Source organism: Streptomyces sp. NPDC051214 (assembly GCF_040682375.1).
In the GTDB taxonomy this organism is placed as follows: domain Bacteria; phylum Actinomycetota; class Actinomycetes; order Streptomycetales; family Streptomycetaceae; genus Streptomyces.
Window position 1 is genome coordinate 147,880 of the sequence record NZ_JBFBAT010000005.1, and the last position, 22,206, is coordinate 170,085.

The window sequence follows — 22,206 nt, forward strand, 5'->3', positions numbered from 1 at the left end:
GTGAACCCCGTCATCGAGGAGTGGGAGCCCCCGCGGCTCGACGGAACCGTCGCCGTGGTCACCGGCGCGAGCCGGGGCGTGGGCCGCGGGATCGCCCTCGCCCTGGGCAGCGCCGGCGCGACGGTGTACGTCACCGGACGCAGCACCCGCACCGAGGGCCGCACCGAGGGCCTGCCCGGCACGGTCGACGACACCGCCGACGAGGTCACCGCCCGCGGCGGCACCGGCATCGCGGTGCGCTGCGACCACCGGTCGACCGAGGACAACCAGGCGCTCACGGACCGCGTCAGGGCCGACCACGGCAGGCTCGACCTCCTGGTGAACAACGCCTGGGCGGGTTACGAGCGTTCCAGCGACGTGCGCTTCGACGCCCCGTACTGGGACCAGCCGATGTGGCGCTACGAACTGTGCGAGGGTTCGCTGCGCGCCCAGTACGACATCACGCGGCTGCTCACCCCCTTGATGTTCGGGAAGGACGACGGGCGGACCGGGCTGATCGTCGGCATCGGCTTCACCGACGGCGACACCTACCTGGGGCAGGCGGCGTACGACGTCTTCAAGTCCGCCAACGACCGGCTCAGCAAGGCCTTCGCGGCCGACCTGCGCAAGAAGAAGATCGCCGCCCTCTCCCTGCATCCGGGCTTCGTGCGCACCGAGCGGGTCGAGGCCGCCTGGGAGGCTCTCGGCGACGGACCCGCCGCGGTCGTCCACTCGCCCGAGTACGTGGGCCGCGCGATCAGCGCGCTCGCCGCGGACCCCGACGTCCTCGACCGCTCCGGCCAGGTGCTCTCCACCGGTGACCTGGCCGACGAGTACGGCTTCAGCGACGTCGACGGCCGGCGCCTGCCCGCCTTCCGCCTGGAGGGCCGGATGAGCCTGGCCACGCGCATGGACCGCCTCAACCGGGTCGTCGCCCAGGCCGCGGCCTCCTGACCGCTCGGCATGGACCACCCCCACACAGCTCGGCGAACAGGAGAAGGCATATGGGCAGGGGAACCGCCTCGTCCACCGCGGCAGCCAAGGGCGGCGGCGCGGCAACCAGGGCGGCAGGGCTCGCGCTCGCGGTGACCTGCGGCGCGCAGTTCATGGTGATCATCGACGACACGGTCGTCTCCATGGCGCTGCCGACGATCCGCACCACCCTCGACTTCGACCGGGCCTCACTGGCCTGGGTCGTCGACGCCTACATGCTGCTGTTCGGCGGCTTCCTGGTGCTCGGCGGCCGCTGCGCCGACCTCTTCGGCAGACGGCGGGTGTTCCTCACCGGCCTCGCGGTCTTCACGGCCGCCTCGCTCGCCTGCGGTCTGGCCAACTCCCCCGAGATGCTGATCGTGTCGCGCGGCGCCCAGGGATTCGGTGCCGCGCTGCTCAGCCCGGCCGCCCTGTCCATCTTGATCACCGTCTTCACCGAGGCCAAGGAGCGCCGCAAGGCGCTGGGCATCTGGGGCGGACTCACCGGGATCTCGGGGGTCTCCGGCGTGCTGCTCGGCGGGGTCATCACCGATCTCGTCGACTGGCGCTGGGTGTTCTTCATCAACATCCCGGTCGGCGTCCTGCTCTTCGCCCTCGCCCTGAAGCCGGCGCTCGCGGACCGCGAGGACGGCGCGCCCGGCAAGCGGCCCGCGACGGACGGCCTGGGCGCCGTCCTCATCACCGGCGGTCTCCTGCTGTTCGTCTACACCGTCATCAGCACCAACCACCGCCCCTGGGGCTCCGCCGCCACCATCGCCGGACTCGTCGGATCGGCCCTGCTCCTGGTGGCGTTCGTCATCAGGGAACAGCGCGCCCCCGACCCGCTGATCCGCCTCGGGATCTTCGCGAGCCGGCAGATCTCCGCGGCCAACGTGATCATGCTGCTCGCCGCGTCGGGCCTGTACGGGATCTTCTTCTTCCTGACCCAGTACATGCAGAACCTCCTGGGCTGGTCCCCGCTGCGCGCCGGAGTGTCCTGGGCGCCCTTCGGCATCACCATGGCCGTCTTCTCCGGCATCGCGATCCAGCTGCTGCCCAAGCTCGGCAGCCGCATCCTGTGCCTGATCGGCCTCGCCTCCGCCACCACCGGACTCGGCCTGCTCATCAACACCCCGCTCAAGGCGTCGTACGCCTCCGACATCCTGCCCACGCTGCTGCTCTGCGCGGCCGGTTACGGGCTCGCCATGGTGCCGCTGGTGGTGGCCGCCGTCAGCGGTGTGCCGAAGGCGGACTCGGGCGCGGCGTCCGGGGTCCTCAACACCGGTCAGCAGATCGGCGGCGCCATCGGCCTCGCGGTCCTGGCCACCCTGGCGAGCAGCCGCCTGGACGACGAGATCGCGTCCGGCGCGGCCATGCCGGACGCCCTCCTGACGAGCTTCCACACCGTGTTCCTCGTCGGGACGGTGCTCACCGCGTGCGCTGCGCTCCTCTCCCTCGTTCTGCCCGCGCTCCGCACCGAATTCGACCCGGAGACCACCTCGGGTGTCTGACGCCTCGGGTGTCTGACGTCGAAGACCAACGAAAGTAAGGGGAAGAAATGGACGGCAAGGAACACCGCTGGTACATGCTCGCGGCCTCCCTGGTGCCGCTGCTCGCACTCGGCGCCGCCATGGTGCTGGCCTGGAACCACATCTTCGGCTGGACGGACGTCCTGGTCACGGTCGTCATGTACGTCATATCCGGGATCGGCATATCCACCGGCTACCACCGCATGCTGACCCACCGCTCCTTCGAGACGTACAAGCCGGTCCGTGTCGCCCTCGCCACGGCGGGCGTGCTCGCCGGACAGGGACCGCCGATCATCTGGGCGGCCCACCACCGCAAGCACCACCGCGTCGCCGACAAGGAAGGCGACCCGCACAGCCCGCACCTGGGCTTCGAGCCCGGCTTCAAGGGCGCCATCGCCGGCATGTGGCACGCCCACCTCGGCTGGCTCTTCGACGAGGACCTCAGCTCCGACCCGATCCGCTACTGCCCCGACCTGGTCCGCGAGAAGCCGCTGCGCTGGCTCAGCGAGAACTTCGTGGCCGTCGTCGCCGCCGGTGTCGTCCTGCCGGGCCTGCTCGCCTTCGCCATCACGGGCGGCTCCGTCCAGGCGCTGTTCACGGGCATGCTGTGGGGCGGTCTCGTACGCATCTTCCTCATCAACCACATGACGTACGCGGTGAACTCCATCGGCCACTACTTCGGCCGCCGCCGCTTCACCACCACCGACCACTCCCGCAACGTCGCCTGGCTGGCCCTGCCCTCCTTCGGCGAGGCCTGGCACAACAACCACCACGCGTTCCCGCGCTCCGCCCGGCACGGCATGAAGTGGTACGAGGTCGACCTCTCCGCGATCTTCATCTGGAGCCTGGAGAAGACCCGCCTCGCCTGGAAGGTCATCCGCATCGACACCGAGCGGATGACGATGCGCGAGGCCGGCGTCAGCCGGGTCAGCGGCACCAAGCTCAGCCAGGAGGAACTCCTGGTCAGCCAGCAGCGGATCGCGCCCATGGCGGACCGTTCGCGCGGCGGAAACGATCTCTCCCTCGTGGATGTGGAGTAGCCATGGCAGCCACCGGCACCGGACTCTGGGATCTTCTCCTGCGCGACGATTCCCACGGAGTCCTGCACCACTGGCAGGAGGACGACGGCTTCGGGCACACCCCCTGGAGCGAGGTCGTCGACGACGCGCACGGCATGGCGGCCACCCTGCGCGCCGCCGGAGTCGGACCCGGCAGCCGGGTCGCCACCGTCCTGACCAACTCGGCGCACACCCTGCGCGGACTCCTCGGGGTCTGGCTCGCGGGCGGGGCCGTCGCCTCGTTCCCGCTGCCGGCCCGCGGCCAGAGCCCGCAGGAGTACGGCGCCCAGCTGAGCCTGCTCACCGAGCGGCTCGGCCCCACGGTGCTCCTCATCGACGAGGCCCTCGCGCCGCTCGTCCCCGCGGAGCTCGCCGCCCGGCTGCCGGTGCTCAACTGGACGTCTCTCTACGGCGACCGGCGCATCGACCCGACGCCGCCGGGCCCCGAGGACACCGCCTTCATCCAGTACTCCTCGGGCAGCACCAGCCTGCCCAAGGGCTGCGAGCTCAGCACCCGGGCCATCGCCACCCATCTGCACATGCTCCACGAGATGACGGGCGGGCGCCCCGGCGCCGAGACGATCGCCTCCTGGCTGCCGCTCTCGCACGACATGGGCATCTTCGGCACCATGCTGCACGCCTGGGCCTTCGACTACGACTTCGTCCTGTCGTCGCCCGAGCGGTTCGGCATGGCACCGCGCACCTGGTTCCGCGACATGTCCGAGTACGGCGCCACCATGACCGCGGGCACCAACACCGCCCTGCACCTGGCCGCCCGCGCCCAGGGCCGCAACCAGCTGCCCAAGCCGCTGGCCCTGAAGGTCTGCGTGGTGGGGGCGGAACGCGTCGACTGGGAGACCCTGGAGGCCACCGTCACCGCGTTCGGCCCCTCGGGCTTCTCGCCCACGGCGTTCATGCCCGCGTACGGCATGGCCGAGGCGACCCTCGCCGTCTCCTGCTCCCCGCTCGGCGAGACCCCCGTCACCCGCAGCTTCGACGGCCCCGCGCTGCTCGACGGCCGCATCGTCGAGGTCCCCGATGACGCGCCGGGCGCCACCCGGCTCGTCTCCAACGGGCCCCCGCTGCCCGGCGTCACGGTGACCACCAAGGAACGAGACCGGGTCTCCGAGCTGCGCGTCGACTCGCCGAGCCTGGCCTCCGGCTACCTCAACGACGCCGAGCGCACCGCCGAGCGGTTCCACGACGGCGTCCTGCACACCGGTGACCTGGGCTTCGTCCACGACGGGGAGGTGTACTTCGTCGGCAGGGCCGACGACCTGATCTCGGTGGGCGGACGCAACGTCTACACCAGCGAGATCGAGTCGGCGGTCGAGGCGATGGGCCCGGTCCGCAAGGGTTGCTCGGCGCTCGTCGACATGGCGGGCGGCGGCGTCTCCAAGCTGGTCCTCCTGCTCGAACCCAAGCGCAGCAGCGCCGACTTCGCGCTCATCGCCGACCAGGCCGCCGCCGTGGCCAGGGAGAAGTCGGGCATCGCGCTCTCCGAGTGCGTCTTCGTGGAGCGCGGCCACCTGCCGCGGACACCGAGCGGCAAGATCCAGCGCTTCCGCTGCCGGGCACTGCTCGGCGGGGAGGCCGACCAGCTGCAGACCATAGCGCGCGTCCAACTGGGCTGACCGGGCCGGCCGCACAACGGCCGGCCCGGGGTGGCGACACCGTACGAGAAGGGATCCACATGCCTCAGGTCCAGGCACCACCACCGGGCTTCTTCGCCGACACCGAGATCGTCGGCAAGGAGGACCATCTGCGACTGCACCTCAACGAGAACCCGTACGGCCCGCCGCCCGGAACCGTCGACGCCGTGCGCGCGGAGGCGGCGAGCTACCTCAACCGGTACCCCGACAGCGAGTGCGGGGAGCTCCGCGGGAAACTGGCCGCGCACTTCGGGGTCACCCCCGACATGGTCGCGGTCGGCAACGGCACCGACGAACTGGTCCTCGTCACGTCGATGGCGTTCCTGCGCGAGCCCGGCGCCTCCGTCGTCACCACCGCCACCACCTTCCCCGGCTACGTGGTCTCCGCAGCGGCCGTCGGAGCGCGGGCGCACACGGTCCCGCTGGAGGGCGCCTCGATCCCGGTCGACGGGGTCGTGGCCGAGATGGAGCGGGGCGCCGAGCTCGCCTTCGTCTGCAATCCGCTCAACCCGACCGGAGCGGTGCTCGACCGGGCGGCCGTGACGGCGCTGATCGACGCCGCGGAGCGCAGCGGCACGGTGCTCGTCTTCGACGAGGCGTACATGGACTTCGCGGGCCCCGCCCACGAGTTCGCCCTGGACGCGGTGCGCGCGGGCCGCCGGGTCCTGGTGACCCGCACCTTCTCCAAGGCCTGGGGGCTCGCCTCGGTCCGGATGGGCTTCGTCATCGGCCCCCAGGACCTCATCCGGCGGATCGGCGGCGTCGCGGGCGCCCTGCCCTTCAACGTCAACCGGCCGGCCCAGCGGGCCGTGCTGCGGGCCCTCGAACAGCCCGAGCACATCGACCGGGTACGCGCCGACAACGCACGGGCCAGGGAACTGCTCTGCAAGTCCCTGGACACCCTGAACATCGAACACGCCCCGTCCGTCTCCAACTTCGTGATGGCCAAGGTGCCGGGGGAGGGCGCGGCCCCGGGTGACAGCGTCGCATTCGCGGCCCGGCTCGCGGCCGAGCACCGCATCTTCGTGCGCAACCTCGACGTGCTCGGACTCCCCGGCTACCTGCGGATCTCCGTCGGGACCGTGGACGAGGTCGAGCGGCTCGCCACGGCGCTCGCCGCCCTGCTCGGACACCGCGCGCCATGAGCCACTACAAGTCGAACCTGCGGGACCTGGAGTTCAACCTCTTCGAGGTCCTCGGCTGCGACCGCACGTACGGCAGGGGTGCCTTCGAGGCGACGGGCTGTGACACCGCGCGCGGCATCCTGGCCGAGGTGGAGCGGCTCGCCGTGCACGAACTGGCGGACCCCTTCGTCGAGGCCGACCGCACCCCGCCGCGCTACGACCCGGCGACCCGTTCGGTCGCGCTGCCCGACTCCTTCAAGCAGGCGTACCGCACCTGGATGGAAGCCGGCTGGCACCTGCTCGACCTGCCGTCGTCACTGGGCGGCGCCGACATCCCGCCGTCCCTGCGCTGGGCCGTCGCCGAGCTCGCACTCGGCGCCAACCCCTCCCTCTACCTCTACCAAGGGCTCGCGGGCTTCGCGAAGATCCTCGACCGCCTCGGCACCCCGGGGCAGCGGCGCCTTGCCCGCCTCATGGTCGACCGGCAGTGGGGCGCGACCATGGTGCTCACCGAGCCGGACGCGGGCAGCGACGTGGGCGCCTGCCGGACCAAGGCGGTCCGGCAGCCCGACGGCACCTGGCACATCGAGGGCGTCAAGCGGTTCATCACCTCCGGCGAGCATGACCTGGCCGAGAACATCGTGCACTTCGTGCTCGCCAGGCCCGAGGGTCACAAGCCGGGCACGAAGGGCCTCTCGCTCTTCCTGGTGCCGAAGTTCCACGTCGCCGACGACTCCACGGGCCGCCTCGGCGAACGCAACGGCGTGTTCGCCACCGCCCTCGAGGACAAGATGGGCCTGAAGTCCTCGGCCACCTGCGAGCTCACCTTCGGCGCGGAACAGCCGGCCGTCGGCGTACTGCTCGGCGAGGTCCACGACGGCATACGCCAGATGTTCCAGGTCATCGAGCAGGCCCGGATGATCGTCGGCACCAAGTCGGCGGCCACCCTGTCCACCGGCTACCTGAACGCGGCCGCGTACGCACGGGAACGCCTCCAGGGCACGGACCTGGCGGCCTTCGGCGACAAGTCCGCGCCGAAGGTCCCCGTCAACCGCCACCCTGAGGTGAGGCGCTCCCTGCTGCTCCAGAAGGCGTACGCCGAGGGCCTGCGCGCCCTGGTCCTGTACACCGCGACGGTGCAGGACCGGATCGCCGAGGCCGAGGCCGCGGGCGGCGTCGACGAGGAGGCGAAGGCACTCAACTACCTGCTCCTGCCGATCGTCAAGGGCTACAGCTCGGAGCGCGCCTGCGAGCAGCTCAACCACTCCCTGCAGATCTTCGGGGGCGCCGGCTACCTCAAGGACTTCCCGCTGGAGCAGTACATCCGCGACACGAAGATCGACACGCTGTACGAGGGAACCACCGCGATCCAGGGCCTTGACTTCTTCTTCCGCAAGGTGGCGAAGGACCAGGGCGCCGCGCTCGGCGCACTCCTGACCGAGGTGGAGAAGACAGCCCGCACCGAGTCGGGCACGGAACTCGACGCGGCCCATGCCCAGTTGGCCGAGGCGGTCGGACAACTGCGGGCCATCGCCGACGTCATGGGCGGCCACCTGCTGCGTTCCTTCGAGCAGTCCACGGCGATGTACCAGGTGGGACGGAACACGACCAGGCTCCTGATGGCGGCCGGCGACGTACTCGTCGGCTGGCTCCTGCTGCGGCAGGCCACGGTGGCCGAGTCGAAGCTGGCGGCATCCCCGGATGGCCTGAACGCCCCCGACGCGGCCTTCTGCCGAGGCAAGATCGCAACAGCCAGGTTCTTCGTCCAGGAGGTGCTCCCGCTGCTGACCGCAGAGCGACGTATCGCGGAGCACACGGACACGGTGCTCATGGCCGTGCCGGACGAGGCCTGGTGAACCCGAAGCACCCGGCGCGCGGACACCCGTGCCGCACGCCGTTGACCTGTAAGGAGCGACATTCATGACCGAGTCCATCGCCCACCTGCCCTCGGGCCACCAGACGATGCTGCTGGCCCACCGTGCCATGGTGCGCGACCTCGACCGCGTGGCCCGCAGCGCCGAGCAGCTGGCCCGTACACCCGACCCCGAACAGGCCGCCGCCCTGCGCGACTACGTGGACAAGCTGTTCCAGGTGATCGAGCACCACCACGAGGGCGAGGACGACTTCCTCTGGCCGCGCCTGCGCGAACTGGGCGCCGACCAGGAGGCGTTGGCCCTGATGACCGCCGAGCACGAAGAGCTGGCGAAGGTGCTGCACACCTGGCACGAGACGAGCAAGCGCCTGGGCACCGAGCCCGCGGCCGCGACAGAACTGGCCAAACGCACGGAGGAGGTGCGCGAACAGCTTGCCGGCCACGCCGGCGACGAGGAGCGCGAACTCCTCGGCCGGCTCGCCCCGGCCCTCGGCAAGCAGATCTGGAAGGGCTTCGCGACCCATATGCGCAAGACCGCGCCCGGCTGGACGCTGCGCTTCATGCCGGCCTGGCTGCTGTCCGTGGCCGGACCGGGGGAGCAGGGCGGGGTCGCCGCCGCACCGATCGGCAAGCTGTTCAGCGGCTGGCTGGAGAAGCGGCAGCGCGCCGCCTTCGGCGACAACTACTGAGACCCACCGGACCGCCGCACGTCACCGGACGAGCACCGCCCCGAGATGAGTTGACCGGCCAAGAACCACAACTGCCCGAGCTGAACCGCTGAGTCGCGTCGCGACCTCAACACCCCTCTGCGTCACGCGAGTCCGGGTGGCGGTTCAGTGCGTCCTGAATCACGGAGGGAACCCTCATGAGTCCGTCGGTATCGGCCGTCACTCCCCAGTACGGGAGGGCGGACACACCAGACCGCGCGGCCGCATCGCCCCTGGAACGGGGGCGGCAGTGGATAGAAGAGTTCATCATGCGCCCGCACGAGCGTATCAACCGGGAGGGCGCCGTCTGCCCGTTCGTCGAATCCTCGATGAAGGCGCAGAGCTTCCGCATCGAGGAGTGGCAGGTCGACCCGGACGTCGACGCCGAAGGAATGCTGGACCTCGTGCGCCGCATGGCCGAGACCTTCGAGGCGACACGCTGGGAGGGCCGCAACCGCGTCCTGCACACCCTGGTCCTGGTCCTGACGGGACTGCCCGAGGGCAGCAACCGCCTGCTCGACGAGGCACACGCGCTCGCCAAGCCCGAACTGGTGGGCCGCGGCCTGATGCTGGCGCAGTTCCACCCCGACTGCGACGAACGGGCGGCGCGCAACCCGGAGTTCGAGGTCTCGCGCTCCCCGGTGCCGATGCTGGCCATGCGCTGGATGGCCTTCCACGACGTCCTGTTCCTCGACTCGGACCCCGAGTGGTTCGCCGCCTACGAGGAGCGGTACGGGGGCAGACACGAGCGGGGCTCGGTGGCCGATCCGCTGTTCGCCGAGGCCTTCGCCGAGGCACGGGACAAGTGGGGCACCCCGTGAGCCCGGCGCTGAGCACGTCCCAGGGGGCCCGCTACGCACGGATCATGGGCGTGGGCACGTACCGCCCGCAACGGATCGTCGACAACGAAGAGGCGTGCAGCCTCATCGACTCGTCGGACGAGTGGATCCGCTCCCGCACGGGAATCCGCACCCGGCGCTGGGCAGGGCCCGACGAGACCCTGGCGGTGATGGCCGAGGAGGCCGCCGCCAAGGCCATCGCGGCGGCGGGCATCACGCCGGCCGACATCACCTGCGTCATCGCGGCGACCTTCACCTACCTCAAGCAGACTCCGGCCGTCGCGACGGAGATCGCGCACCGCGTCGGCGCGCGGGGCGCGGCGGCCTTCGACCTGTCGGCGGGGTGCGCCGGGTTCGTGCACGGCGTGGTGCTCGCGGCGGACGCGGTCCGCAGCCGCGGCGGCCATGTCCTGGTCGTCGGCGTGGAACGGATGACCGACCTGCTGAACCTCAGGGACCGCTCGACCGCGTTCATCTTCGGGGACGGAGCGGGCGCCGTGGTGATCGGCCCCTCCGAGACCCCCGCCATCGGCCCCGCGGTCTGGGGAGCGGACGGCTCCCAGGCGGACGCGATCGAGCAGACCGCCCCGTGGGACGTGCTCAGGGACGCGCCGGACCAGGAGTTCCCGTGGATGCGGCAGGAGGGGCAGCGGGTCTTCCGCTGGGCCGTCTACGAGATGGCCGAGGTCGCGGGCCAGGCCCTGGAGGCCGCGGGCATCACCCCCGCCGACCTCGACGTCTTCATCCCGCACCAGGCGAACGTCCGCATCATCGACGCGATGGCCAAGCGCATCGGCCTGCCGGAGCGGGTGCGGGTGGCCAAGGACATCGTGACCTCGGGCAACACGTCCGGCGCTTCCATCCCGCTGGCCATGGACGCGGTGCTCGCGTCGGGCGAGGCGAAGCCCGGCGACACGGCCCTGCTGCTCGGCTACGGCGCGGGCCTCTCGTACGCGTCGGTCGTGGCCACCATGCCGTGAGGCGGGGCCGGGCCCACGAAGGACCCGACCCCGCCGCACGTCGCGCATGACCGGTACTAGGCGTTGAGCAGACCCGTGACGGGCGCGGCCAGGTCGGTCACCTGGTGGAGCTGCTGCAGCTCGTACAGGTTGTTGAGGCCGCTGAGCTGCTCGGTGACGGTGGGCATCTCGGCGCGCTGCTCCTCGGGGATCTGGGACGTGGCGAGCGAGTTGACCAAGCCGGTGGGGCTGATGGCTTCGGCGCTCGCGGCGGGCGCGGCCAGGGCGGAGGCGCCGGCGGCGAGAGCGAGGACGGCGGCCATACGTCGTGTTGAGATCATGTGATGCGCAACGGCTCGGCGGAGCCCTGGACACGGGCACCCAGCCGATTTCACCAATGATGTACCGATCAGTGCCGTTACCTGCGGTCGATGACGCCGTTGAAGGGACCGTACGGCCGCGTGCATGCGGCGGTACTCGTCAATTCAAAGGAGAACGTGATGTCTCGCATCGCGAAGGCAGCCGCTGTTGCCGTCGGCACCGGCGCCGTGGTGCTCAGTGGCACCGGTATGGCCATGGCCGACGCGGGCGCCCAGGGTGCGGCCGTCGGCTCGCCCGGCGTCCTCTCGGGCAACCTCGTCCAGGTCCCGGTCCACGTCCCGGTCAACGTGTGCGGCAACACTGTCGACGTCATCGGGCTGCTGAACCCGGCCTTCGGCAACACCTGCGTCAACGCCGACGGCCACAAGGGCGGCCACGGCTACGGCGGCTGATCCCCCGTGTGGGAGCCCCCGGCGGTCCGTGACCGCCGGGGGCTCTTCCCTGCCCGGCCCTCACGCGGCCCGCCCCTCACGCATACCGATAGATGCCCCGGTGGCCGATCAGCTCGTCCGGCTTCACGTCCCACGGCGGCATCCGCTCGAAGCGGGCGCAGATACGGCCGTGCAGCGGGCGCTTCCCGGGCCCCGGCGGCTTCTCGGGCAGGTAGGGCGCGGAGCGGGGGTGCCGGGCCTGCCAGCGGTCCCACAGCAGGTCCACGAAGGCGTGGTTCAGCCAGAACACGGGGTCGTTGACGGAAGCGCCGCCGAGCATGTGGCCGCCGACCCAGCGGTGGACGCGGTTGTGGTTGCGCCACTTGCTGTTGCCGGCGCCGGACGTCCACCCCTCCAGCTTGTTGCGGAAGCCGCCGTCCGACGTGGAGTCCCAGGGCGCCCTGTCGTACACCGGGTCGCGCATGGCCCAGTCCAGCGTCGCCTTCGTGGGCAGTTCGATCGGGTTCTGCGGCCGGCCGAAGTCGCGCATGAGGAAGTCGCCGTCCGTCTCCCCCTCCGTGATGATCCAGGTCCCGTTCGACCGCGCGAACGGCCCGGTCATGACCTGCCGGTCGGAGCGCCGTCCGTTGCCGCCCATGAGCCCGCTGCCCCAGAGCGAGGCGCCCGGTGACCTGTCCGCCGTCCAGTCCCAGTACGGGACGGTCACCGAGGAGTCGAGGCGCTGCAGGGCCCGCTCGAACTCCAGGAGGAACCTGCGGTGCCAGGGCAGGAACGAGGGCGTCATGTGGGCCACCCGCAGGCCGTCCTCCCCGTCGGACACGTAGTGCTCGACGTGGATCCGCACGAACTCGTCGTACTCGCCCCTGCGTTTGAGATCGAGCACCGCGTTGACGAACCGCCGCTTCTCGGCGCTGGTCAGCCGGGCCTGGTTCTTGCGCGTGTGGACCACTTCGGTTCGCTCCTCCGATCGGGGTGTGCGCGGCGGTGATCAGGCCGTCCTGTCGCGCAGTTGCCGACCACGGCCGAGCTCGTCCACTGCTCTGCGCGTGGCGATGAGCGGCGTCGGATACGACTGGTAGTGGTCGATCATGCTCAGATAGCCGCCGTCGGCGCGCCGCATGAGGTGGAGCGGACGCCCGTCCACGGTGATGTCCCAGGCGCCGTCCGGGTGTTGAGCCCCCCCGGCCACGCGCGTCCCCCGGATGTGGCGGCCCGCGTAGACCTCGTCGAACGAGCCGTCACCGAGGGCGTCGGACGGCGGGTCCTCAGCCGGCTCCCGGGTCCGCCACTGGAGGGCGGCCTGGGCCGACACCGCGGCGAGCGCGACCCCGATGAGGCCGCCCGTCGTCGCCCGGCGGGTGAGCCACCCCGGGCCACGCCGGCCGGCCGCTGTTCCTCTGGCCACTGGTGATGCCTCCTTGCGCGTGCTGACGTGCTGGCGTGCGGGGTGTCAGCTGGTCCAGAAGTCCCACCAGCGCGTGAGGATCAGCATGCCGACGACGCCGATGTGCAGCACCGGAAGCACCCAGGTGAACTCGCCGAGGAACGTACGCAGTCCGGCGGGCGCGGGCAGCAGACCGTTGCGGACGTTGAACGAGGTCACGTACCAGAACAGGGTGATCGTGGCGGCCCAGGCGAGGCAGCACCACAGGCACAGCGAGTTGATCTCGTACAGCGACTGGTACTGCAGCCAGGTGCAGAAGGCGACCCCGAAGAGCGTGCCCGCGTTCAGCGTCAGGTAGTACCAGCGCGGGAAGCGCGCGCCGCCCAGCAGGCTCATGCCGACGCACATCACGGCGGCGTAGGCGGCAAGACCCAGCATCGGGTTGGGGAACCCGAAGACCGACGCCTGGTCGCTCGTCATGATGTTGCCGCAGGAGACGACCGGGTTGAGGCTGCAGCCGGGGGTGTAGTCCGGGTCTTCGAGGAGCTTGAACTTGTCCAGCGTGATGACCCAGGCCGCGAGCAGCCCCGCGGCGCCCGTGATCACCAGGAGCAGCGCGAACGCACGGCTCCCGCCGGTGCCGGTGGGCGGCGGCTCCGCGTGGCCCGGGGAAACTTCGGGCTCACGGGCCGCGGGGAGGGGCGTCTTGGTGTGCATCGCGGTGTCCTCACTGGTGCCGGGGACCGCCGGTCTGTCCCGACCGGCGGGCTCCAGTCGTGTACGGGCGCTGTCGGCCGTTCCTAGCCGCGCAGGCTCTTCGCGGTGACCAGGCAGTGCGCGGAGCCGGCCACGGTCTCCTCGGCGCCCGCGAACGCCGCGAGGGCCTCCTCGGTGAGCGCGACGCCGGGCTTGGCCTCGGGCCAGGGGCGCGTGGTGAACATGAAGTAGGCGTGGCCACGCTCGCCGACCGCGGCGAGCCACTCCGGCGGCACCACGCACTGGGCGTTGAGGTGCGGCATGGTCAGCACGGCCTGCCCGGCCTCGACGAGGAGGGTGACCGGCAGGCTCGGGTTGCGGGAGGTCTCGATGACGGGGCCGCCGACGGGGAGCCCGGTGTTCTGCAGCAAGAGCTCGATGGCTTCGGCCGAGCCCTCGGGGCCGCCCTCGCCGTCACCGAGCGAATAGGCGAGCAGGAAAGGCATGTCCTTTTCGTCTTCGGGGTGTTCACCACTCCAGGCGATCACGGTGAGGGTGCCCAGATCGGCGGCTCGGAAAGTGCGGGTTTCGCTCGATGTCGAGGTCATCCGGGAACGGTATCGATGTGTTCCCGACGTCCGGGCCCATCTTTCACTGAACTGGGTGAGTACGGACGAGCGATCACACGATCGGGGCACGCGCCGGTCGAACTCCGAGACCACGCAGTCGAACTGGGCCCGGGGAATGCGGAATAGCCGGGAAAAGCCCGAGGGCCGGTTCCGCGGAATACGTCCGCGGAACCGGCCCTGGTGTGAGAAGCGGAGGGCGCTCTACTTGGCGACGGGAAGTCCGCCGAGGAGCTTGCCGGCGCCGCCACCCGCGTGCAGGCTTTCCGCGGCACCTGACACGGCGTTGACGACCGAGTCCTTGTTCTCGGTGTCAAGGGCGTTGGTGGCCAGCGGGGCCGCGTCGAGGGAAGACGTCGAGCCGGCGATCGTGTCGACTGCACCATTCAGGCTGGTGGGCGTGAGGTCGGCGGCGAAGGCGGGGGCGGCGGCACCCGCGATGACCAGGGATCCGGCAACGACAGCGGCAGCCTTCAGGGGCTTCATCGTGTTCCTTTCTGCGGCGACGGACGGTCGCCAGAGGGGATTTTCACTTCGCCATGGGTAACGAGCGCCTGGAACGCCGGAAACTCTGTGCGGCGGAAATTCACGGAACCCACCCGAACGAAGGCGGTGTCTCATTCTCGTATGAGATGGACGGCCGCGAGGACGTGAAAAACCCGCCGCGCAGGCCCTGAAGACCGACGCGACGGGTGAGGCCGATCTCAGCTCAGGAGAGCGCGGGCGTCTGGGGCGCCTGGGCCGCGGGCTGCTCCGGGGCCTTCGGCAGGGCCGGGAGCCCCGCGAGGTCGGGAGCGGGGAGGCCGCCGCCGATCAGCGTGGCGGCGACGAGGTTGACGAGATCGGTCACCACGGTCGGGGCCGACCCGGCCACCGCCTTGGCGTCGCCTCCCGTGGCCGCCTTGATGAGGGCGTCGACCGAGGTCTGCAGCGCCTTCAGGGCGTCGGCCTTCGGGTCGGCGGACGCGGTCTCGTCATCCGGCAGTGCCTTGGGGAGCGCCAGGGGCTTGGGGAGCATCTGGGCCTCGGGGACCGCCGGGGTCTGGGGGAGTTCCGGGGCCTTGGAGGGCAGGGCCGATGCCTTCGTGATGGCGTCCTTCACCGGGGTGGCGAGCTTCGTGGCGTCCTCGGCCGGCAGTTGACCCTGGTCGGCCTTGAGCACGGCGGTGAGCAGATCGGTGACGGGGGTGAGCACACCACCCGCGTCGCCCAGAATCTTGACCTGGGCCAGCAGCTTCTCCGCGTCGGGGACCGGTGCGCGGGCCGCCTCCTGGGTGCTGCCATGCGCGGTGTCGCTCTCGGCGGCGATGGCGGGGCCTGCCGTCCCGACGAGGAGGGAGGCGCAGAGGACGGTGGTCGCGATACGCCGTACGGGCAGAGCGCGCATGGGTGTTCCCTTCGGTGATGCGTCGGATCTTGTGTTCACCGTGAAAGCGGTGCGGACCGACCGCAACCGAGCGACTGCCATTCGGGGGCATGGCGGCCGTACGGGCAGGGGAGGGAACGCACGACGGCCGTCCTCCTCGGGGGAGAACGGCCGTCGCTCAGTGCGTCTTGCCGAAGCGTCAGCTGTTGACGCAGGTGTTGCCGAACGCCGGGTTCAGCAGGCCGATCACGTTCACGGTGTTGCCGCAGACGTTGACCGGGATGTGGACCGGGACCTGGGCCATGTTGCCCGAGAGGACGCCGGGCGAGCCGACGGCCGCACCCTCGGCGCCGGCGTCGGCGGCGGCGATGCCGGCGCTGCCGGCCATGGCGGCCACGGCAACGGTGGAGAGGGCGAGGGCCTTCGCGGTACGCGACATGCGGGGTTGCTCCTTGGTCAGTTGATGCTCGGCAGGGCGGGGTGCCCGGCCCATGGATCAACGGATGTCGCCCGCAGGAGTTGTGGGCCCAAAAGGGTGATCTGCTGGCGCCGGGTTAACGCGAGGGGCCCTTCGGGCCGTGCTCCCGGCAGGTTCCGGGCGTTACGCACTTCACGTTTCCGACACACTTGTCAGCCTTCCTGGATTAATGCGGAAAACGGCTAGTGTTGCTCTCCTCCTGAAGTCATTTGTACGAACAAGTGCGGGAAGTTACGAGTCCGGTGTGACTGTCGCATTTACATTCTCCCTCCCGGTTCGGACCTTTCCCGAAAGGGCAACGCCGGTCATGCAACTGTCATCAACTGACCACCGGCTGAGTGTCCTTCATGTCGCCCAGCCCGTCGACGGCGGAGTGGCCCGCGTGGCCACCGACCTCGTGAAGTCCCAGCTGTCCACCGGGATGCGGGTCGACGTGGCGTGCCCGGAGGACGGCCGGCTGCCGGATGCCGTGCGCGGCCTGGGAAGCGGCACGCACGCGTGGGCGGCGGCCCGTTCCCCGGGGCCGGGGCTCCCGGACGAGGTGCGGCGCCTCGCCCGCATCGTCGGCGACCTGCGCCCGGACGTCGTGCACGCGCACAGCGCCAAGGCCGGGCTCGCCGCCCGGCTCGCCCTGCGCGGCAAGGTGCCCACGGTCTTCCAGCCGCACGCCTGGTCCTTCGAGGCCGTCGGCGGGGTGACCGCGCGGCTCGCCCGGCACTGGGAGCGCTTCGGGGCGCGCTGGGCCACGCACATGGTCTGCGTCAGCGAGGCCGAGCGGCTCACCGGGCAGCGCTCCGGCATCGACGCGCCCTGGTCCGTGATCCCGAACGGGGTGGACGTGGAACGCTTCCGGCCGGTGGCCGCGCAGGCGGCACGGACCGGCCTCGGGCTCACCCGGCAGGAGCTTCTGGTCGTGTGCGTGGGGCGGCTGTGCCGGCAGAAGGGGCAGGACGTCCTGCTGCGGGCCTGGGCATCGGTCGCCGAGCGGCTGCCGCTCGCCCGACTCGTGCTCGTCGGGGACGGTCCCGACGCGGCCGGTCTGCGCGAGCGGGCGCCCGCCTCCGTGTGGTTCGCCGGAGACGTCGGGGACGCCACCCCCTGGTACCAGGCGGCCGACCTCGTGGTGCTGCCGTCCCGCTGGGAGGGCATGGCACTCGTACCCCTGGAGGCGATGGCCTGCGCCCGCCCCGTGGTCGTCACCGACGTGAACGGCGCGCGCGAGAGCCTGCCACCCGAGCTGGCGTCCCACGGCCTGGTCCCCGCCGAGGACCCCGAGGCACTGGCGCGCGCCCTCCTCCGTCTCCTCGGCGATCCGCCCCTGCGTGAGTCCCTCGGCCGGGCAGCGCACCGCCACGTCCTGAACACCCACGACGTGCGGCACACCGCGGACGCTGTCGCGGCCGTGTACCGCGAGCTACTGGGCGTGGGACCCATCAAGTGCAGGGAGTCCATCAACCCGTGAGTGCGGAACGAACCGTCGCCCCTGCCGCGCAGCCACGGGCGGCCGACCACGCCATCGCCACCGCCTCGGTCATCCCACCCCGCGGGGCCGGGGGCGGCCGCAGGACCAGCATCACCTGGGGGGCTTCGGCGCGCCGCTCGTCGGCCGTGCCCCTGGTCGCCGTCGACTGCGGTGCCGTTCTCCTCGGCACCGTGCTGCTCGCCGGACCGCAGCGCCACCCTTTGCTCGTGGCCCTGCTGCTGGCCGCGGTGACCGGCCTGAACGCCCGCGCCGCGCTGTACCGCCCGCTCGCCGTGCCCTGCGCCCTGGACGAACTGCCGTCGCTCGCCTGGCAGGCCCTCCTGAGCTGGTGCGCCGTGGGGCTCCTCGCCGCGAGCGTCTCCGCCCTGGAGCCGCTCTCCCTCACCACCCTGTGCACGGCGGCGGCGCTCCAGAGCGTGCTGTGCTGCGCGGGCCGCGGCGCCCTGTACGGATGGGCGCGCAGGGCGGCGCTCCGCCAGCCGCGCCCGGCCCTGGTGGTCGGCCCCGGCACCGTCGCGCGGCGCGTGGCGGAAGCAGTGCTGCGCCATCCGCGGGCCGGGGTGCGGCCCGTGGGCATCGTCGGCGACGCGCCCGCCGAGCGCCCGGAGTCGGAGGGCGCCGAACTGCCGGTCCTCTCCACGATGGAGGAGCTGCGCCGCGCGGTCATCCAGAACTCCGTGCGCACGGTCCTGGTCGTCGGACCGACCCCGGGCCCCGAGCAGATCGGCTGGCTGCGGACGCTGAGCAGTTCGGGCTGTGACGTATGGGCGGTCGACGCGACGCAGCCGCCGGGCTACGACGCGCCGGGGCGCCAGGCCAGATCCGGGCGGCTCGCGGGGTTCCCCTGCCGTCAGCTCGTACCCGTGCGGCGCAGGCACTTCAGCGTCAGCAAGCGCGCCCTCGACCTCGTGACCTCGGGGGCCCTGCTGCTGCTCATCAGCCCCGTGCTCCTCACGTGCGCCGCCGTCCTGCGGGCCACCGACGGCCCCGGGGTGATCTTCCGGCAGGAACGCATCGGCCGGGGCGGCCGGCCCTTCACCCTGCTGAAGTTCCGTACGCACCGGCCCGCCGACCCGCACGAGGCCGCGACCCGGTGGACCGTCGCGGGCGAGCAGCACATGAGCCGGTTCTGCCAGTTCCTGCGCCGCTCGTCGCTCGACGAGCTTCCCCAGCTGTGGAACGTCCTGCGGGGCGACATGAGCCTGGTCGGGCCGCGGCCCGAACGCCCGTACTTCGTCGGCAAGTTCAGCCAGACCTATCCCGGATACGCCGAGCGTCACCGGATGCCGACCGGCATCACCGGGCTCGCCCAGATCCAGGGGCTGCGGGGGGACACCTCGATCGAGGACCGGTGCCGGTTCGACAACGCCTACATCGACAGCTGGTCGTTCTGGCAGGACCTCTGCATCCTGCTGCGCACCGCCGTCTCCCTCGTCCGCCCGACGGGGAGCTGACCTCGTTGAACAGTGCCCCGATCACGCTCGTCCCGCCCGGCTCACCGGCCGCCGCGATCATCTCGGCGCTCCGGAGCGCCGGCCCCGTGCTGCCCGTCATGGCCGTGGTCGCCCTGCTCGCGCTGCCGGTCCCGCCGAGCGAGGGCGGCGCGGGCGGCGGCACGGTCGCGGACGCGGCCTCCGCCCTGGTGGTCCTCTGGTGCGTGGTCCGCACCGTGCGCGGGGCGCAGCGGCCGCTGACCCGGACCGCGGCCGTCGTGCTCGGCATGCCGGTGGTCGGCATCGCGGTCGCGGCGGTCGGTGCGAGCACCGCCACCGCAGGGGTGACCGGCCTCGCGCGCTATCTGCAGGTCTTCGTCCTCGTGCCGGCCGCGGTCCTGCTGCTCGTCCGCGACCGCCGCGACTTCCGCCTGGTGGCCTGGTCGCTGATCGGTCTCGCCCTGTTCCAGGGCTCGATCGGCGTCCATCAGTACGTCACGGGCACGGGCGCCAGCTACATGGGTTCGGACGTCCGTGCCGTGGGGACCTTCGGCGCGAGCGACGTCATGGGAATGTCGACGGTGGTGTCGTACGGCGTGGTGTGCGCGGTCGCTCTCGCGCTCGGCCCGGCCTCCCCGAGACAGCGTCAGATGGCCCTTGCCTGCGCGCTGCTCCTGACCGTTCCGCTCGCGCTCTCCTTCAGCCGCGGCGCCTGGATCGCCACCGTCGTGGCCTGCGGAGCCCAACTGGGGCTCGCGGGCGTACGGAACGCGCTGCGGGCCCTCGCGGCGACGGCTGCCGCGGCCGTGGTCCTCGTGGGCGGTCTCGGCATCGGCACGCAGCTGCTGCAGGAGCGCGTCACCAGCATCACGCAGGTCTCCGACGCCCCCGACCAGTCGGTCACCGACCGGTACACCATGTGGGCCGCGGCGGTGGACATGTGGCGGGCCGAGCCGGTGACGGGCGTGGGGCTCAAGGCCTTCCCCGACCACCGCGACAGCCACGCCTCGCTGGCCCTCTCCTCGGCGAGCGACACCGCGGGCGCGGGCGCCGGGTTCAACCGCCAGCCGCTGCTCTCCCCGCACAACATGTACCTCCTAGTCCTCGGCGAGCAGGGGCTGCTCGGCCTGTGCGCGCTGGTGGGCAGCTGGGCGGCGTTCCTGCTCCTTGGCCTGCGGCGGCTCGTGCGGGTGCGCGGGAGCGCGGGCGCGGACTGCGCGCTCGTCGCGTGCGGCCTGCTGCTGTGGCAGCTCGTGGACTTCTCCTACGCCGACATCGGCGGCCCCTCGACGGTGCTCATGGCCGTGGTCCTAGGGCTCGTCGCCTGGTGGGCGTTGTCCGGGCGTGCGCTGTCCGCGTCGATGCCGGGGGAGGTGGCGCGATGACCTCGACCACGCATTCCGTGGACGCTGGCCCTGCGGGCAAGGGCAAGGTGCCCGCTCCGGCCACCGAGGCCGGGCCCGCCAGGGGCTCGGACCCCTCCAACGGCTTCCTCGCCACGGCCGCCCTGATCACGGTGGGCGGCTCGGTGCTCGGGCTCGTCGCCTGGTGGGCGCTGTCCGGCCGCGCGCTGTCCGCCCCGCTGCGGGGAGAGGCGGCGCGATGACCTCCACCACGCACTCCGTGGACGCGGGCCCTGCGGGCAAGGGCAAGGTGCCCGCTCCGGCCACCGAGGCCGGGCCCGCCAGGGGCTCGGACCCCTCCAACGGCTTCCTCGCCAAGGCTGCCCTGATCACCGCGGCCCTCACGGTGGCCGGCTCGGTCCTCGGGCTCGTACGCGACCAGGCGCTGGCCCACTTCTTCGGGGCGGGACCCGAGACCGACGCCTTCCTCGTCGCGTGGACCGTCCCCGAGGTGGCCACCACTCTGCTCATCGAGGACGGCCTTGCCTTCGCCCTCGTCCCCGCCTTCAGCATGGCGCTCGCCCGCCGGGGCCAGGGCGCGCGCCGCGATCCCGTCCGCGCCCTTGTCGCCGCGTCGCTGCCCCGCCTGATGCTGGCCTCCGGGGCGGTCGCGCTGATCCTGATGGCCGGGGCGCCGGTCCTGGTGGACGTCCTCGCCCCGGGTCTGCCCGACCCGCGCCTCGCCGTGGACTGCACGCTGCTCACCGCCACCTGCGTCTTCACCTTCGGCCTCGCCGGATACTGCAGCGCGGCCCTGCGCGCCCACCGCCGGTTCGTGGCCCCCGCGGGCATCTACGTCTTCTACAACATCGGCATCATCACCGCGGTGTTCGTCCTGGCTCCCCGTTACGGCGTCCGGGCCGCGGCACTCGGCGTCGCGGTCGGCGGCGTACTCATGGTGCTCGTCCAGGCCCCCTCGCTCTGGCGTCAGCTCACCCGCGACACGGCGGACGCGCCCGACGAGAAGGCCGTGGGTCCCTCGGCCCCCGCGCTGATGAGCGGCACCCTCGTCGCGACCGTGCTGCTGTTCGCGCTGTGCCGGCAGTCGCAGGTGCTCATCGAGCGTTTCCTGGCGTCCTCGCTGCCCTCGGGGGCCATCTCGCACCTCAACTACGCGCAAAAAGTGGCGCAGGTGCCGATGATCCTCTCCCTGATGCTGTGCACGGTCACGCTCCCCGTCGTCGCGCGGGCCCTGGCCGAAGGCGACGTCAGGCGCGCGAGGTCACGCGTCGAGCGGGACCTGGGCCTGGCCGGCTGCGTGGTGCTCCTCGGCACCGCCGTGGTGATCGCCTGCGCGCCCCAGCTCATCCACCTCCTCTTCCAACGCGGCGCGTTCACCGCGGACGACACCGTCGCCACGGCGGCCGTGATGCGCGTGTACGCCCTGGGGCTCCTCGGCCACACGCTGGTGGGGGCGCTCACCCGCTCCTACTTCTCCGGCGGCCGGGCCACGTGGTTCCCACTGGGCGCGATGGCACTCGGGGTCGCCGCGACCGCCGGGGCCGGCAGCTGGGCGGTGGACCTGTGGGGCGTACGCGGCATCGCGCTCGCCAACGCGGCGGGCATCAGCGTCGCGGCCTGCGTGCTGCTGTGCGGGATGGGGCCGCGCAATGTGCCGATCCGGGTCCGCGGGGTGCTCGGCGAGCTGGCCAAGCCCGTGGCCGCCGCGGTGTGCGCCACCGGGGCGGGCGCCGCCGTCGCGAGCGCACTCGGATCGCCGTTCGCCGCCTTCGCCGCCGGCGCCTCGACCGTCTCCGCCGTGTTCGTCCTGGTGCTCTGGGCCCTGAGGGCCGAGGCCGTCGGGCCCGTCCTCCGCTCCGTCGCACGCTCCGTCACATCCGCCACACGAAAGCTCACGCATGTCCGTTGACA

At 71.8% G+C, this 22,206-nt stretch carries 23 protein-coding genes; 15 read left to right on the top strand and 8 right to left on the bottom strand.

Going from position 1 to position 22,206, the window contains the following annotated elements:
* The 9 genes from AB0M70_RS14590 to AB0M70_RS14630 all read left to right on the top strand — a co-directional run bounded on the left by AB0M70_RS14590 (position 1) and on the right by AB0M70_RS14630 (position 10,713).
* The gene (locus AB0M70_RS14590; RefSeq protein ID WP_365820072.1) at positions 1-933 is read left to right on the top strand and encodes an SDR family NAD(P)-dependent oxidoreductase; all 933 of its coding nucleotides are present in this window, start codon (positions 1-3) and stop codon (positions 931-933) included.
* 50 nt (positions 934-983) lie between these two features.
* Positions 984-2,462: an MFS transporter gene (locus tag AB0M70_RS14595; protein WP_365820074.1), complete on the top strand. Its 1,479-nt coding sequence runs from the start codon at positions 984-986 to the stop codon at positions 2,460-2,462.
* 47 nt (positions 2,463-2,509) lie between these two features.
* The gene (locus tag AB0M70_RS14600; protein ID WP_365820076.1) at positions 2,510-3,520 is read left to right on the top strand and encodes an acyl-CoA desaturase; all 1,011 of its coding nucleotides are present in this window, start codon (positions 2,510-2,512) and stop codon (positions 3,518-3,520) included.
* A gap of 2 nt (positions 3,521-3,522) precedes the next feature.
* Positions 3,523-5,172, top strand: coding sequence for an AMP-binding protein (locus AB0M70_RS14605; protein WP_365820078.1), 1,650 nt, complete (start codon positions 3,523-3,525; stop codon positions 5,170-5,172).
* A gap of 59 nt (positions 5,173-5,231) precedes the next feature.
* Positions 5,232-6,335, top strand: coding sequence for a histidinol-phosphate transaminase (locus tag AB0M70_RS14610; protein WP_365820080.1), 1,104 nt, complete (start codon positions 5,232-5,234; stop codon positions 6,333-6,335).
* Positions 6,332-8,170, top strand: coding sequence for an acyl-CoA dehydrogenase (locus tag AB0M70_RS14615; protein WP_365820082.1), 1,839 nt, complete (start codon positions 6,332-6,334; stop codon positions 8,168-8,170). The genes AB0M70_RS14610 and AB0M70_RS14615 overlap by 4 nt, the downstream gene beginning before the upstream one ends.
* 64 nt (positions 8,171-8,234) lie before the next feature.
* The gene (locus AB0M70_RS14620) at positions 8,235-8,876 is read left to right on the top strand and encodes a hemerythrin domain-containing protein (RefSeq protein ID WP_365820084.1); all 642 of its coding nucleotides are present in this window, start codon (positions 8,235-8,237) and stop codon (positions 8,874-8,876) included.
* A gap of 176 nt (positions 8,877-9,052) precedes the next feature.
* Positions 9,053-9,715 carry a DUF6875 domain-containing protein gene (locus AB0M70_RS14625; protein ID WP_365820086.1) on the top strand — a complete coding sequence of 221 codons (663 nt, stop codon included), beginning with the start codon at positions 9,053-9,055 and terminating at the stop codon, positions 9,713-9,715.
* Entirely contained in the window at positions 9,712-10,713 is a 1,002-nt protein-coding gene (locus tag AB0M70_RS14630) for a beta-ketoacyl-ACP synthase III (RefSeq protein ID WP_365820088.1), read from the top strand. The genes AB0M70_RS14625 and AB0M70_RS14630 overlap by 4 nt, the downstream gene beginning before the upstream one ends.
* A 56-nt stretch (positions 10,714-10,769) precedes the next feature.
* On the opposite strand, the gene AB0M70_RS14635 is transcribed toward AB0M70_RS14630, so the two are convergent.
* Entirely contained in the window at positions 10,770-11,015 is a 246-nt protein-coding gene (locus AB0M70_RS14635; protein ID WP_365820090.1) for a hypothetical protein, read from the bottom strand.
* Positions 11,016-11,192: 177 nt separating this feature from the next.
* Between AB0M70_RS14635 and AB0M70_RS14640 the strand changes: the two genes are divergently transcribed.
* Positions 11,193-11,465 carry a chaplin gene (locus tag AB0M70_RS14640; RefSeq protein WP_365820092.1) on the top strand — a complete coding sequence of 91 codons (273 nt, stop codon included), beginning with the start codon at positions 11,193-11,195 and terminating at the stop codon, positions 11,463-11,465.
* 76 nt (positions 11,466-11,541) lie between these two features.
* Here the strand turns inward: AB0M70_RS14640 and AB0M70_RS14645 are convergent, their stop codons facing one another.
* The 7 genes from AB0M70_RS14645 to AB0M70_RS14675 form a co-directional block, all read right to left on the bottom strand.
* Positions 11,542-12,414 (bottom strand): tyrosinase family protein, encoded by an 873-nt coding sequence (locus tag AB0M70_RS14645; RefSeq protein ID WP_365820094.1) that lies wholly within the window; start codon positions 12,412-12,414, stop codon positions 11,542-11,544.
* Between the two features lie 39 nt (positions 12,415-12,453).
* A complete protein-coding gene (locus AB0M70_RS14650) occupies positions 12,454-12,870 on the bottom strand; it encodes a tyrosinase family oxidase copper chaperone (RefSeq protein WP_365820096.1) in 417 nt (138 codons plus the stop codon).
* Between the two features lie 45 nt (positions 12,871-12,915).
* Positions 12,916-13,566, bottom strand: a complete 651-nt coding sequence (locus tag AB0M70_RS14655) for a vitamin K epoxide reductase family protein (protein WP_365820098.1) — start codon at positions 13,564-13,566, stop codon at positions 12,916-12,918.
* Positions 13,567-13,649: 83 nt separating this feature from the next.
* The gene (locus AB0M70_RS14660; protein WP_365820100.1) at positions 13,650-14,153 is read right to left on the bottom strand and encodes a DUF5949 family protein; all 504 of its coding nucleotides are present in this window, start codon (positions 14,151-14,153) and stop codon (positions 13,650-13,652) included.
* Positions 14,154-14,375: 222 nt separating this feature from the next.
* On the bottom strand, positions 14,376-14,657 hold the full coding sequence (locus tag AB0M70_RS14665; RefSeq protein ID WP_365820102.1) for a hypothetical protein: 282 nt from the start codon (positions 14,655-14,657) through the stop codon (positions 14,376-14,378).
* Positions 14,658-14,880: 223 nt separating this feature from the next.
* On the bottom strand, positions 14,881-15,558 hold the full coding sequence (locus AB0M70_RS14670; protein ID WP_365820105.1) for a hypothetical protein: 678 nt from the start codon (positions 15,556-15,558) through the stop codon (positions 14,881-14,883).
* A gap of 178 nt (positions 15,559-15,736) precedes the next feature.
* On the bottom strand, positions 15,737-15,976 hold the full coding sequence (locus AB0M70_RS14675) for a chaplin (RefSeq protein WP_365820107.1): 240 nt from the start codon (positions 15,974-15,976) through the stop codon (positions 15,737-15,739).
* Positions 15,977-16,322: 346 nt separating this feature from the next.
* Between AB0M70_RS14675 and AB0M70_RS14680 the strand changes: the two genes are divergently transcribed.
* The 5 genes from AB0M70_RS14680 to AB0M70_RS14700 all read left to right on the top strand — a co-directional run bounded on the left by AB0M70_RS14680 (position 16,323) and on the right by AB0M70_RS14700 (position 22,204).
* Positions 16,323-17,477 carry a glycosyltransferase gene (locus AB0M70_RS14680; protein ID WP_365820109.1) on the top strand — a complete coding sequence of 385 codons (1,155 nt, stop codon included), beginning with the start codon at positions 16,323-16,325 and terminating at the stop codon, positions 17,475-17,477.
* On the top strand, positions 17,474-18,952 hold the full coding sequence (locus tag AB0M70_RS14685; protein WP_365820111.1) for a sugar transferase: 1,479 nt from the start codon (positions 17,474-17,476) through the stop codon (positions 18,950-18,952). Before AB0M70_RS14680 ends, AB0M70_RS14685 begins: the two co-directional genes overlap by 4 nt.
* A gap of 98 nt (positions 18,953-19,050) precedes the next feature.
* A complete protein-coding gene (locus tag AB0M70_RS14690) occupies positions 19,051-20,316 on the top strand; it encodes an O-antigen ligase family protein (RefSeq protein ID WP_365820674.1) in 1,266 nt (421 codons plus the stop codon).
* Complete coding sequence (locus AB0M70_RS14695) at positions 20,313-20,537, top strand: hypothetical protein (protein ID WP_365820113.1); 225 nt, start codon at positions 20,313-20,315, stop codon at positions 20,535-20,537. Before AB0M70_RS14690 ends, AB0M70_RS14695 begins: the two co-directional genes overlap by 4 nt.
* Positions 20,534-22,204 carry a lipid II flippase MurJ gene (locus AB0M70_RS14700; protein ID WP_365820115.1) on the top strand — a complete coding sequence of 557 codons (1,671 nt, stop codon included), beginning with the start codon at positions 20,534-20,536 and terminating at the stop codon, positions 22,202-22,204. The genes AB0M70_RS14695 and AB0M70_RS14700 overlap by 4 nt, the downstream gene beginning before the upstream one ends.
* Positions 22,205-22,206: the final 2 nt, after the last annotated feature.